Source organism: Chitinispirillales bacterium ANBcel5 (assembly GCA_029688955.1).
GTDB lineage: Bacteria > Fibrobacterota > Chitinivibrionia > Chitinivibrionales > Chitinispirillaceae > Cellulosispirillum > Cellulosispirillum alkaliphilum.
This window is the reverse complement of record JARUKZ010000019.1, coordinates 60438-75395: the sequence shown is the minus strand read 5'-3', so window position 1 is coordinate 75395 and position 14958 is coordinate 60438. Positions and strand designations below refer to the sequence as shown.

The 14958-nt window shown below is 43.5% G+C and carries 5 protein-coding genes; 3 read left to right on the top strand and 2 right to left on the bottom strand.

Going from position 1 to position 14958, the window contains the following annotated elements; all coding sequences use genetic code 11:
* The 3 genes from QA601_11540 to QA601_11530 all read left to right on the top strand — a co-directional run.
* Positions 1-258: hypothetical protein (locus QA601_11540; GenBank protein MDG5815715.1), on the top strand; the 258-nt coding region annotated here is incomplete at its 5' end.
* Positions 259-2133: 1875 nt separating this feature from the next.
* Positions 2134-2712, top strand: a complete 579-nt coding sequence (locus QA601_11535) for a carbon monoxide dehydrogenase beta subunit family protein (protein ID MDG5815714.1) — start codon at positions 2134-2136, stop codon at positions 2710-2712.
* A gap of 370 nt (positions 2713-3082) precedes the next feature.
* Positions 3083-3745, top strand: a complete 663-nt coding sequence (locus tag QA601_11530) for a YsnF/AvaK domain-containing protein (protein ID MDG5815713.1) — start codon at positions 3083-3085, stop codon at positions 3743-3745.
* Between the two features lie 263 nt (positions 3746-4008).
* Here the strand turns inward: QA601_11530 and QA601_11525 are convergent, their stop codons facing one another.
* Positions 4009-5817, bottom strand: a complete 1809-nt coding sequence (locus tag QA601_11525) for a hypothetical protein (protein ID MDG5815712.1) — start codon at positions 5815-5817, stop codon at positions 4009-4011.
* 104 nt (positions 5818-5921) lie between these two features.
* Entirely contained in the window at positions 5922-14738 is an 8817-nt protein-coding gene (locus tag QA601_11520) for an autotransporter-associated beta strand repeat-containing protein (GenBank protein MDG5815711.1), read from the bottom strand.
* Positions 14739-14958 lie beyond the last annotated feature (220 nt).

The following is a 14958-nucleotide window of genomic DNA, read 5'->3' as shown; positions in this document are numbered from 1 at the left end:
ATTTCACCCATGTTTCTCACTATTTCACCCATGTTTCTCACTATTTCACCCATGTTTCTCACTGTTTCACCCATGTTTCTCACTGTTTTACCCGTGTTCCTCACTGTTTTACCCGTGTTCCTCACTGTTTTACCCGTGTTCCTCACTGTTTTACCCGTGTTTCTCACTGTTTTACCCGTGTTTCTCACTGTTTTACCCGTGTTTCTCACTGTTTTACCCGTGTTTCTCACTATTTCACCAGTGTTCCTCACTGTTTGAACCAGTGTCCGGGGCTGCGTCAGAAGACTGACTTACCCTGGGCTATTGTATCGCGCGCTTTCAGCGCTTAAGAGGGGATTAAGACTAAAACGTTTGATCTATTTGGGGTACATTAAGTGTTTCACGGAAGAACGTAAAAGAGATTGAGAAAATTGGGGATGTATTTCCAAATTCCCTCACTTCCCGCGATAATAGCCGAAGGGGTCCTTTTAAATAGCTTATGAGCTATGTGCATTGCGCGTTGAGCAGGAAAAAAGAAAGATGGTTATTCCTAATCTTTTAACGAATATCCCGCCCTTTCAGCGCTTGATCTTTTTTGAACCAGCACCCGGGGCTGCGCCAGAAGACTGGCTTACCCCGGGCTATTAAATTGCGCGCTTTCAGCGCTTGAGAGGGAGATCAAGGCCAAAGAAAGTATCATCTACAATAGAAAAAGCCGCCCTGTTGAGCAGGAAGGAGCAAGAGAAATGAACAATCCTTCTACAAAAACCAAAGATCATACAAATTCGGCTGTTAGCCTGATTAAACCGATGGGAATTAGTATGTAATACCCCAAAGGGGTTTTCTATATTAGCCCCAGGTTTCCTACCTGGGGACCTGGGGTAATGTGGGGCGACAATACCGCGAGACAAGAATTCCAAATTCCCCCATCCTCCCGCGATCATAGCCTAAGGGTCCCCCCAAACGGGTCCTTTCACGCTTTAAATAGCTATGAGCTATGAGCTGTGAGCGTTGAGCAGGAAAATGGGAAAATTGTTATTTCCTAATCTTTAATTAGTACTTGGTCATTAGTAATTATATTGTCGCCCTGGCCTCCGTAGCTTCAGCGTAGGACGCCCATATAAATCCTTTTTCCCACAAATCCCAATAGCCATCAACGAATGTTACGCGCTTTCAGCGCTTGGGATCTTTTTTGCGCCCAGGACCCGGGGTTGCGCCAGAAGACTGGCTTACCCCGGGCTATAGAATAACGCGCTTTCAGCGCTTATGAGAAAAGATCAAGACCAAACGATCGGTATTTACTCGTGTAGTATAATGGAAGAACGAAAAAAATATGGATATATAACAGGAATGGTATTCCCATTCCCCTCTTCCTCCCGCGATCATAGCCCAAGGGTCCCCCCAAACGGGTCCTTTCACGCTTTCACCATTGACGCCCGGGGGTGACCCAATCTACCGCCTTTAGCCCCATAAAAATCTCTCCTATTCACATCCCAAACTTTTTACCTCTGTTTTTTCGATGGCATCAACGAATATCCCGCGCTTTCAGCGCTTGTGATCTTTTTTCGCGCCAGCACCCGGGGCTGCGCCAGAAGACTGGCTTACCTCGGGCTATTAAATTGCTCGCTTTCAGCGCTTAAGAGGGGAGAGAAAGCAAGGCATTTCGTTTTACTTTCTTACCCACGATAATAGCCCAATTAAGCAGGAAAAGGGAAAGAAAAAAAAGGATTGTTACTATTTTCATCACAGTATATTAGAACAGTTACGCCTCTCGGCTACGCTCGAGGAACTGCTCGAACGGTTTAGGACATCTGCCTATATCAAACGCCTGGGAACGTCGCTATAATACCCCAAAGGGGTTTTCTATATTAGCCCCATGGTTTCTCTACCTGGGGCAATCTTCTTCATTCCTTCATTCCTTCATTCCAAATTCCAAATTCCTCCCCCCGACTATAGCCCAAGGCTCCACCCAAACGTGCCCGTACACGCTGTATCCAGCTATGAGCTTTGAGCGTTGAGAAGTAAAAGGGAATGAAGGTTATTTCCACCCCACCTTTTTGGTGCAAAACCCCATTCAACATAGTATATTTGAAGACTAAAGTTTAGTATCAGGGGATTTAAAGGGCATAAATATGCTCACAGGAGTTGAAAAAAATGTATCAGGAAAAATATAGTGTGGTTGCCGGCCCTGAAGGATTTATATCTCCGGCGGCTGCGATGATGGGAGTTGAGCTGCCTGATCGCGGGCAGGCACTCATTGAAGGAGAAATTACTTCCCAGGACCAGGCGCTGTCACATATCGCCAAAAAACTTCTTGGAGCAAAAAATCCGGTAATCTTTCCAGGCCCCCTGCTTCTTTGGAACTGGTCCAAAACGGTAGGGAAAAAGGCTGCTTTGATAAAAGAACTGGCTCAGGAGTGTAATGCCAAAGTAATACCCATGGCCGATTACAGGCCAAAGTATCCCAAGATTAACCCAGAAGTTGAAATTAACCCCAACCATCCTAATATCACTATCTGGCACAATGAGATAGACGTTTGTATCTTTGTTGGGGTGCACTGTCATTATGCCAACGTAGCATTGAAACTGATCAGGGCTGGAACAAACTGCTACACCATTGCTCTTTGTGCTGAAGCAGGACACGAAGACGCCATGGTCTCCTTAAGGGATGTGGATGAGAATACAATCGACTCTCTTCTTAAAACAGTTAAAGCAGCAAAGACAAACGACTAACCAGGGTCTGCATTTAAAAAAAATAACGCTATTACTCTTTTGGGGTAATAGCGTTACCCATTCCTTGCCACCGTTATAATAGCTTTCAACACAATTTACTCCTCAGTGCACTCGTAAATAATCTGTATTTTTTCATCCCAGAAGAGTGTAAATTTTAACGTTTAAAAATAACCTTTTTTAATCTATCAAACGTTTATTTCCTTTTTTTTTGAGATCCCAAATTCAAGAGCCTTAAAAACTGTATAGTTTTTCTATAGTAAAACTTACTGTTTGTGCGGAAAATGAAGATTTCGGCATACTAAAGGGCTTTCGGGCGGCGTAATATTATATGCGCATATCCCATATTTTCACTGTAAAAGGGGGGTACATTATGCTTAAGAAAAAACAGTTTCTGGAGAAGTATCCAGGAGCAAAAGAGGGATTGAATGCCTACACTCAGGATGGAGAAAAGTTGGGGAAAATAATCGAACTCAATGATGATTATTTAACAATAGAAAAAGGATTTTTCTTCCCCAAAGATTTTACTTTCCGTTATGATGATGTAATGGAAATAAAGGAAAGTGATTGTATAATCAATCAGAAACAAACAGAACTGAGTGAATGGAAAGAAAAGGATTATAAAGGCTGGACTGATTACGAAAAAACTAACGAACTGACTGTTCCGGTTAAGGAAGAGGAGCTTGAAGCAGTTAAGGTTGCCCGTCAAAAAGGCGAGGTAAGGGTGAGAAAAGTGGTTCATACAGAGATGAAAAACTTCACCGTTCCGGTTTCAAAGGAAGAGGTAATTGTTGAGCGCAAACCCGTTAGTGATGAAACGCAACAGCTTAAGCCTGAAGACAGGGAGTTTAAGGAAGGGGAAACAAGAATACCTGTTAGGGAAGAAGAGGTAGAAATACGGAAACGCCCTAAGGTAAAAGAGGAGCTTAAGATTCATAAAGAAGCTCACACTGAAGAGAAAAAGGTAAGTGGTGAGGTGAAAAAAGAGGACGTTAAGGTAGAAGGTGAAGATAAAGGGAAACGCAAAGCTGCTTAAAACGGGGGATACACAGCTAAAACCCCGGTGCGCATAGGATTAAAATACGTTTAAAAAAAATCGAAAACCTCCTTTAGATGTACGCTATCATCTTGAGGAGGTTTTTTTAATGCTGTTTAAATGAGAAATGCTCTGCTTGCGGCCTTTACCGTGCAGTAACAACCGATACTGGATGTTAGTAGTAAACAGGTTGTTAGTAGAATCTTTTGGGCCTGATGATTTATACTTTACGGTATCCAGGACGATGAGCACAAGAAGTTATTCTACTCCACATCGATTCCTGCCAACCTGACCAACGCCAGTGCGTTACTTTGATCTGATGGTCCGGGGTAAAGCTTGTAGTCAAAGTGGATTGTGTTATCTGTATAAGTATCCCTGAAGTGATAATTAAAGTAGATAGAAGGATCATTCTTTTCGAGACTTGTTAGTTCATAATCATGAGTTGAAACAATCACCATAGAGTTATGTTTAAGCAATTGTTTAATAACTATTAGAGCCGCTGTATGGCGGTCTCTTGAGTTTGTACCTCTGAATATTTCATCAATTAACACCAGTGCACGATCATCGCAAAGATGGTTTATAATGCGTTTGATTTTAATCAGTTCAGAGTAAAACGTGGAGATACCGCCCTGAAGATCATCGGTGATGCGCATTGAGGAGTAAATTTTAACAAGGGGAGTGCTACACTCCGAAGCGCAAACGGGGGCTCCTGAATAAGCCAGAACCAGATTGATACCAATTGTTCGGAGAAAGGTGGTTTTTCCTGACATATTGGATCCGGTTACAATGGTCGCGGTTTTCTTCCCGGGGCTGTTAAAGTCGTTGGTTATTCGCTTTGATTGGTGAATTAAGGGATGTCCCAGATGTTTTGCTGAAAACTCATCTGTATCTTTGTTAAGTTTTGGAAACCTCCACTGTGGGTTTTCAAAAAACAGGTTTGATAATGAGATGAATGCTTCAATTGTGGCAATGGAATCGATCCAGGGACTAAAGTTTGTCCCAAATTTTCTCCTCCAGGAATAGAGCAGATAAAGGGTTTGAAGGTCCCAGAGGAAAAACAGGTTGAGAAAAAAAGCTACGAAAGCATTATGGCGAATCTGGGCAAGTGAAAGACGTTTATTAAATATCCGAACAGCTTTGGATGGCGCTATACGATGCTCTCCATCAAGACTACTTTTTATTTGGTGAAGTTTAGAAGAGGAGAAATCAGCACTTTCTATCATTCTAAGAAGAGTGGAGTATGCGGCTATAGAATTTTCATAGTGTTCAAACCGGCTAAGATCTTTGTTAATCTTCTGATCGATGGCAAAGTATGTAATCAGGTTCACAGGAATCCACAGAAAAATCCATGAAGGGTTTACAAAGAAAGCCAAAACAACCGAAAGGAGAATAGTTATAAATGGAAAGGGAGTAAAGAACCATCTTTTTTGGACCAGTGATTGAGATTCGGTTTCTGAGCCCATCCATTCAATAAGTGGTTGAGGGTCTTCTTTACATATATCTTCCAGACTTGCTTTAGCCTCAAATTCCTGGCGCCACTTAGTGAGCGTGGAGAGCTCTTTTACCGCTCCCTGATAGTGTGTGATTGTATTTGGATCCGGGTCATTATAGGTAAGCAGAGATCCAAGAAATCTTCTGCCTTCAAGGGTATGCGCTGAACTGATATGCTGAAAAAGAGAGCCTTTTCCAAAGATGTCCAGGTCTGCGCAATAGAGGTGTTCAGGGGTATCTAAATCTTCACCAGTGTCGGGGAGATCTTGCCACGTTCCTTCACAGCGCTTGATCCCGCGTTCATTTATATAGCGTATCGTTTGGAAAAATTTTAACTTCTCACCAACTTCTCCATGCTTAATAATTAGTACAATAAACATAGTCAGTGCTAAAACCGAAATGCCAATCGGTATAGGGACAACCTGTCCCTGATATCCACTGTAAAGCACTCCTGCTACAGCGACCAAAAACAGCAACAAACGCACATTACTGATAAGCGCACTACGTTTTCTCAATGCATTAATGGTGTGGGTAAGATCTTTAACCCTTTTGCTATAGAAAGCAAACGCTTCTGATTCCACTGCATATTCCTTTTTTTTTCTTAAATTTCAGTGAATCAATATACTTTATTTCCGTTTAAAACTTAAGGAGGGAATTGAGTAGAACAAAAATTATACCATACGCTTCAGAATTTAATCATTTTTCTTGTTTTCACAAACCTGTCGGTTCTGATCCGATAAAGATACTGCCCGGCACTCACCGGTTGACCCGCTTCATTTCGACCATCCCAGACCACCTGATGAAAGTTTGGTGCCATAAGCCTGTCGGGTCTTAACAACTGTTTTACCAGTCTGCCTCTGAGATCAAAGATCTCAAGTGAGACATAACTTTCTACCGGCAATTCAAATCTGATAGTGGTAGTTCTTCTGAATGGATTGGGAAAATTTGGTTTCAGGATAAAATTCAGAGGAATTCTTGCTCTTGGTATTGCTTCAGCATATCCTATAGTATCCACAACATTGGAAAAATCGATAGCCGTTAACTTGTATTCGTATAATACATCATTATGTAATCCCCGGTCTATATACTTGTAGTCACGCAGGCCGTATGAAACACCCGATTCCGCTCCGGGAATGATTCTTTGATTTACTTTGATCCATAAAGTATCGTTAAAACAGATTTTACTCGTATTGACAAGTTTCGCGGCGTTATTGGTTAGTGTATCTGTTTCTGTTTCGGTATCATCGATAATAGAATGAATGCTATCCAAAAACTCGGGGCTTATTCTTCTGTAGACGAAAAACCCGAGATTGTCCTGTTCACTTTCCGTTTGCCAACTCAGGGTATCGAGTCCGTCTCCGGGAAGAGCCCGGAAATCGGAAAGAGTTACTGCCAGTGTAACATCTGAGGATATGTATATACCGGTGGTGTTACAAAGCACTGTGTCAAGTTGAAAGATAAGTTCGTTATTTGGTTTGTTATGGAAAATGTTGTATTGATACCCTTCAAGCAATGCCATGGTATCGGTATCAGTATAGAGAAATATGTACTGTGGTTTTGCTGAAGAGTAGTAATCGGTGATTCTGAAAGCCGGATAGAAGCGACAGGTATCACCCTGAGCCGGGAGTTTGAAATGAACGGTATTGTTCATGGCACTCACTACATATGCCCCTTCACTCTCATTAAAACCATCACCGGTTCTGTCCCCGGGGGTGTTGTCCAGAAGAGTTCCACCCTCTTCCATCATATAAAGCGATGCTCCGCCAATCCCTATGTTTTGAACAGAATTGGCCACAGAATCTATAAAGGCCTGCGACATGTTGTTGTTCATAATGTTGATATAGGAGGCAAAAGTGAACGGGCCGTCGAGTCTGCTTAGTGCAGCGGCATTTTTGAATTCAATAGCTGAATAACTATCTTCCAGGTGATCTACCTCAACGAAGAGATCCATGATTCCGTTTTGGTCGGCGGTGCTGAGGCTTGCCACCGCAAAATCCTGGAAAAGATCGGTTCCAAATACACCGCCGCGCAACCTGGCGTGCGATGTGTAATCTGTAACACCTGGCCTATTCTGGGCTGCGTATCGGAGCAAAATGGTGTTTATATCGTGGCTGAAATCGCTCAGTGTATCATACCGAAAAATCTGACCTGTTGGATAGATAGTCCAAATGGTGGTGATATCATAGCTGCTTGTGCTTTCCACCGTTCGGGTATCTACTCTGAACCGTACTCTTACATCGGAACTTTCCAGAAGTGTGTAGGTTGGAGTAGACTGTACATCACGATTTGATCTGGGCCTGTGTGCCCCAACATCTATATCAAAAAATCCCATAGTCCAGGAATTGTCGGTTGGCAAACGATTGGCTGCATTGACAATTGTGCTTATGCCGGATGTTTGCGATGATTTAAGCTCAAACATCTCTCCGCCTTGTCCGGACTCGGTGTGATCCATCTTCCACTGAAGGTAGAACTGATTGTACGCGTGAGACCCAAAAGAGTCTCCCGAAAAGTTCTTAACATAGAATTGGGATGCATCTCCCCCCCAGTTCATCTTTTTGGTTGGATTTACTGCCTGTGCCCACTTCCCGCTTTCACTGTTAACAAACAACCTCGAACTGTTGCTTACATATTTGTTTAAACCGAGGTAAAGGTTATTGTGCCTGATAGAAGCAAAGTAGTCGATGCCTTCAGTAAGCGGTACACCGTTAAGAACTACAGCTCCCGCAGCAGGCAGTTGGTCGGCCCAGTAGTTTGCAATGACAAATACAGGGAAGCGAATGAGCTCATTGCTGCCATCTATAGAGAAATGCACCGTGTTATTATTATCAGCACGGACTTTGTAAAACCCCTGCGAAGAGCTGTAACCGTGTTGAGCGATGGTCTTAATGGTATTTTCCGAAACAATATCATTATAAAACCTGAAATCATCCACAATTCCGTTAAACCCATTTCCTATCTGTGCAGAAGTACTGTTAGCCGTTAGGTTAAAAGAACCGGTGTGGATACGTTTGAGTTTACCATCAACATAGAGCTTGATAGTGCTGTCTGAAATGCTTGCTGCAACATGGTTCCAGGTGTCGGTATCAATACGCCCTACAGTGGCACCTACAGTCGTACCGTTCACTGTAACCGCAAGATATCGCTCTGCATCCGCAGAAACTTTGTAGCCATCAGTGCCGTTGTGTTTTGAAAAGAATTCAGTTGATGAAGACACATCGCTTGCAGGATTTATCCAACCCATTACCGTAAATCCGGATGTACCGGCAAGTGAGGCCTGGTTTCCAAAATCAATATACTGGCTTGCATCCATCTGACGGGCTTTGCCCCTGATACCGTCAACCCATGAACCGGTCCCGCCGGTAACCGTTCCGGTGATAGTGTTTCCTGAGTTGTCGTATACAGTTGTACCAGTTCCCTCTTCGAATGTCCAGTGACCACTGAGATGGTTTTCCCATGCTTTTTCCATGTGGAGTGTGCCTGTAGTAAATGACAAAGAACCGGGGCTTCGGTACTCTTCAACGACTTTACCCACACCCGTTGTATCGCTCCACTCGGTATTTGTGATATCGAGCATAAATTCCCAGATTTGCTTCTGATCTGCTCCCAGGTTCGTTTCCATAAATCTGTTGAAAATAGCAACAGTGTCCTCTACATGGTGAAGACCGGTAGCGTAACTTTTAAAATGTAACAGATTCCACATGTTCTTCATTACTAAGAGAATATTGAAATGCTCTGTTTGCGATGGGTTTATAAGGGTATAGGGACACGACCAGGCATCCTCTCCTCCAAAATAAACCGTATTACCTGCCTGGCTGCGGCTTATTCCGTGTCGGTAGATGTTTGATGTTATAGTTGATGTAGTCTGGTTGTGGAAAGTGGTTCTGATATAAATTCTGCCAGATCCATGAATAGTATAATCAATTTTGTAGTTAACACCACTGATCACTCCGCTTTGACGAATGGTTGCAAAAAAGCGGGTAGAATCGATTATTGACCAGCTACCATTTGAACAGGAACGATCATCGTCTATTCTTATGAAATATAGCCCATAGTCACCAGCCGCCTGGTTACCTGTGGAACCTGTGTAATTTCCGTGCGAGCTGTTGGTCACAACAGAAATACCACCGCCCCGGTTATTATCGAAGATGAGCGTCCAGTTATCGGTGTAAACAGAACAGCGCTCGTCACCCGCATCGGTACTTACAGTTACAGGAAGAAGTTCAGCCTGAAGGACTTCAAGAATAATTTCTCCTGGTGTTTCTGAAGTATTAACGCCATAAACGTATTCGGTTGGTGCAGCACCAATTCTCAAATCTTTATTGTCCAGATCACCCGAATAGGTGAGGATTGTGTAGGCTCCTGGACCAAAGCCAGCGGATGGGGTGATGTTTATAAGACCATCAAGGGTAAGGTCGCCTGTAACTGCTATGGTGTCCGATTCATCTCCAAGCTCAAACTCAAGCACTGAATTTTCGCTAAGATAAAGTGAACCGGTGGAGAGTTTACCGGTGCCTATTCCCGGGGCAATTACTGCGTTATTATCAACTGTAACTGTACCGGCAACGTTTCCGTCTCCGGTGAGAGTGGCGCCTGTGCTTATCGTTACGTCACTACCTGATGCGGTAGAGCCGGTAACACTGAGTGTGCCCTGGGAAACTGTTGTTATTCCTGTGTAGGTGTTTGCTCCAGAAAGAGTTAGAGTACCTGTGCCTACCTTTTCTACTGTGGTGAACGAGCCTGCGGATGTGTTGTCGGTAATCGAACCTGCAAAGATAGTACTTGTATTGAGGTGTCCGATTCTAAATATCGCGTTACCATTACCGGTCCTGACCGTTGTTCCACTGACTCCAGCTAAGGAACCAATATTGACCGGACCATTTATAGAATGTGCAAACAGTGTCGATGTGCCAGAAAGGTTTATGGTTGCGCTACTGGCAGAAGGCGCGACATCCCACCCATTTAACCGAATTTGACCCTGGTGAAAATTGATCGTTCCGGTAAAATCGCTCAGGCTATTTTCAAAAGAGATTATCCCTCCTGAGGTGTTGGTGATGTTTAAAGTTCCCCCACCCGATATCGCACCATCGAGGAAATTATTACCCGTAGTAGAGAGTATCTGCGCAGTACCCGCAGCATTGAGTTGCGATTGCACTCGCAAGTTATGTAATCCAATATCCAGTGTGCCTCCTGCTAAGGTCGTAACTTCGGATTGGGAACCTATAGCAGTATTTGTCCTTGGAGCAAGTGTACCTGAAATAAGATGTGTTCCACCGGTGTAGGTGTTTTCACCCGTTAAAACCAGCGTATCGGTACCACTTTTTATCAATCCGTTACTACCGCTTATAACTGATCCAATTTGTGCTTTATACTCTGTATAGATGGTAGGAGCCGTACCGGTTAAATTGATAGTACCATTGCTTAGAGTGTATCCCGGTCTAAAAAATCGAAGCTCATCGACATCCTGTGCACCATCGACAGAAATAGAGTAGGGGCCGGGAGCGTGGCCGGAATTATCGCTCCAGGAGGAGGATACAAATCTGGCCTGGGGGTTCCACTCTGATTGATGGCCGTAACCAACCCTACCAGACGGATGTTGATTGTCGGTGATCTGGCCGATATGGTCATCATTTAGATAAATGTCAAAGGTATTATCTTCCATTTCAACTCTGAGAGTAAACTCAGTGATGCCACCAAAGTTAAGATTATTCTCAATCAAAATTCCTTGATCGTCTACCCAGAGTTGATTAGTAAAAAACCTAACCTGATTATCTGTGCTTGCGCCATCAGTCCAACCGATTCTTATCCCTACAAAGTAATAGTTGTTTGGATCTGTGTATCTGAAAACGATGCCACCATTATGCATGTTATAATGGCTTTCTGGTGTGTAGGTGTAGGTTGCAGTGTACACACCATTATTAGCACATTCATAGTTATGGATCAGGAAACCTGCGTCATTGGACTGTACTGGTTGAGCGTAATTATCTACCAGTTCCCAGTCTCTTCCGTACTGATCCCAATCATCGAGGTTAGTGCTATGGTTATCGCTGAATCCACTTTCACCACTATCTTCATCTCCAGCAAAAACAGCCGTATATCCTGTACCGGGCCAGGCTACAAGCTCTGTTCCATCGCCATCGGATCTGCTCCAGAAATTATCGGTACCCCATACTCCATCATTTGCCTGAAAACCGGGATAGTCAGAAACATCCCAGACATAATGGCTCATCTCTGGTTCTACCACAACTTTTACTTCATTATTCTCAGTTATGATGGAAATACTATATCCTTCAGGTCTGCTACCGGAGTTTAGCTCTCTGTTTATCAGGTCACCCGAAAAGGTAAATATTGTATACTCTCCGACACCAAATCCGGGAAGCTCTGCAATATTGATTATGCCATTGAGCTCCAAATCCCCTTCGACCACAACACTGTCTGAGTTGTCTCCCAGCTCAAAATTGAGTATCGATTGATCATTTAGGGTAAGTGTACCGGTTGTAAGCTTACCGGGACCATTGTCTCCGGGGCTTAGTACCGCATTATTTTCAATAATCACAGGGCCGTTAACTATACCTGTGCCGGCAAGTGTACCTGAATTATTAACAGTTATAACAGCTGTATTTGCAAGTTCCCCCGAAACAACCAATGTCCCTTCATTAACAGTGGTAGTCCCTTCGTAGATTTGGGTGTTACTGATATTCAATGTACCGCTGTTTGATTTTATAAGATCACCTGATCCGGATATTACACCGTTGTAAGAGAGTGAACCGGTTCGGTGAAAGATAAGTGTTTCGTTGTTTTCAATGTTTCCACTCACTGAACCACTTGAGCCATTACCAATCTGAAGAGTGCCATCATAGACGTTGGTTATACCTGTATGGTTGGCATCCCCTGTGTATATCAGCGTACCTCCGCCAAGGATACTAACATTACCAGTGCCGGAAATATCACCGGGGTAGGTGAGAGTATTAGAGCGGTTAAAAATAACATGAGCGTTATTAACCAGATCTCCTGCAAGTGAACCATAGGTTAACCCACTGCCTATTTCAAGTGTACCTTCATTTACGGTAGTTGTGCCACTGTAACTGTTTTCACCTGTAAAAACCAAAACACTGTTACCCTGTTTAGTAACATCTCCTGTACCTGAAATGCTACCCGGGTAAATAAGCCCGCTTGAGCGATCAAACACCAACAATGCATCATTAACGATATCACCAGCAATACCACCGCTTGTACCGCCATCACCGAGCCGCAGTGTACCATCTGTAATAGTTGTTAATCCTGTGTAGTCATGGTTTGCTGTAAATGTAAGTGTACCATCTCCACTTTTTGTTACCTCACCATTTCCTGAGATAACCCCATCAAAGTTAATATCATCAAAGCGACTGAATATCAGGGAAGAGTTATTGGTGATATCACCCTGAATCATACCGCTAGTTCCGTTGTCTCCTATTTGCAGAGTACCATCACTGATTACAGTACCATCACTGTAAGTGTTATTTCCGGTCAAGGTGAGTGTTCCGCTGTTGTTTTTGATCAATTGTAAGGAAGAGTTTCCATCTTCAATTTTACCACCAAACAGAAAATTACCAGCGTTGTTTATCGTAAATACCGATTGCTGTGCACCGTTATTTGTCACTGTGCTTTGAGTGTTTACCGGGTCATGAAGACTTAATCCGGCAACGGTTTGATTATACCCGTTTAGATCAAAGGTTCCATCTCCGCTTGCACCAACACCAAGACGAAGTTCCGTTTGCAGGGGTAGCCTGTCATCTGAACTTATCCGCAGGGTACCATTGTAAACTCGTGTCATGCCACCATAGGTATTGGCTCCGCCTAAGATGGTAACACCACCGCCACTGTTTATGACCAGATTATAGGAGTTACCATCATCACTGATTGGCCCATCAATTAATAATGTCTGCCCTGACTGGGCACCAATTCGTGCATTGTTATCACCCAGAATAACCGGTCCGCTCCAGATGTTAGTTCCGGATTGGCTCTGAAGAGCCCCTCTGAAATTACCCCCGTCTCCTAAAATCGTGATGGTTCTGTCTTCTATCGTAATTGACCCCGAAAGTTCAAGCCTCCCTCCCGTTACCACAGAGACATCATTATCACTGTGGCCCAGGGCTTGAGCGGTACCACTCCTTAACACCCCTTCTTCTATAGTTACGGTTCCCGAAAATGTATTGTCTCCAGTGATCGTAAGGCTTCCGGTTCCCTCTTTTGCAAGCCCCTGAGATCCATCCACAACAGAAGCAACAGTTGCGCTCTTCCCATCTTCAACAACGATAGTAGCCGTAGAATCACCAAACTGAAGTGTACCATCGCTTATTTCATAACCAGAGTTTTCAAAACTCAGGGAGAAGAGGTTTTGCTCACCATCGACACTTATGTAATAGGGCCCGCCGTCTTCACCGGCAAATTTGGCGTTATCCCCTTCCAGGGGCCATGGGCGAAGAACTGTGCCGTCGTCGTTTTCCTGGGTCCAGAAGTTATCAACTCCCCATGTACCATCTCCGGGCTGGATACCGGGGGCAGTGGAGATGTCCCACACCAGCGGTACGGCTAAAAATTCATATGCTCCGATATCGTTTGTGCCTATGCGCTGCTCTCCTCTGATATCAATTGTTGGGGCATTGGATGTGGTGCCGGCATCTCTGGCTACAGACTCTTTGGTAATGTCGAAGTGACTGGCAAGAGAAGGGGAGGAGTTTATGAACCCCGGATCATCGTTTCTTATACTGTTTTCGCCCCAGTCGTCTAACGATTCTGAAGTGGGGATTATGTTGTGGATCCATTGCTGCTTAAGGTTCACTTCATTGGTAATAGTGGTGTTGTTCTTAAAGATGCTGTTTTTAATGATATAGAACTTGTTTTCAGCTATATATTCTTCAGAAATTTCACCAGAGTTAATTGTACCGTTATTATAGAAAACACAGTTTACGATTCTGCCGTAGGGCCCCGGCCAGTTAAAGTTTACCCCCGATCTGTTGAAAATTGTTCCGGGATTATTCTTGAAAATGGTGTTTTTAAATTGAAGAGCATCAACGGGGATGTTCTGTGGGAAATTTATAAAAGAGGAGGTGGTACCAGTCACTATACACTGCTCAAAAACCATTTTTTTGAGATTTCCATCAGAGCCGCCGGGGAACGACATATTATTTAACTCAAGTCTTCGAAAATACAGATGAGTCGTATCGTTTGAAATCCAGGAATCAAAGTTGGAGCCCGATAAGCGAATGGTGGGGAAAGAATCGGGATCATTCCATGCGCCCATTAAGGTTAATTCGCCTCTCCAGAAGTTAAGGGGCACATCTTCATCATATGGACCGGGACCGATGATCCAAATGGTATCGCCGGATTGGGAGGCATCCATTGCTGCATTTATGGTGGTGTATGTTTCTTCAGGCCCCACATTTCGTCGGGTTGCCCATGAGGGTAATGCAAGGGCAAAGAGGGTTAAAAGCAGGATTTTTTTAAAACTTTTTAGATTGAACATAATTTTTTTTGGGGAACCGAGTTGTACCTATGACCCTATCTATATTATTATATAGCGAAAATGCAGAGTTGTGTATATGTTTATTGTATCTGGTTGAGGATGAATAGGGTTATTTTTCGATTTTGATGTATTGCTGAGTACAATCAATTAATTTTATTATCTATGAGTGATTTATAGGTTAATTACATTTTTTAAACATTTGACTTGCCTGTAATCTGGC

Excerpts from the sequence above, each read along its gene's own strand:
- QA601_11535 (MDG5815714.1), top strand. The coding sequence starts at position 2,134 with ATGTATCAGGAAAAATATAGTGTGGTTGCCGGCCCTGAAGGATTTATA.
- QA601_11530 (MDG5815713.1), top strand. The coding sequence starts at position 3,083 with ATGCTTAAGAAAAAACAGTTTCTGGAGAAGTATCCAGGAGCAAAAGAG.
- QA601_11520 (MDG5815711.1), bottom strand. The coding sequence starts at position 14,738 with ATGTTCAATCTAAAAAGTTTTAAAAAAATCCTGCTTTTAACCCTCTTT.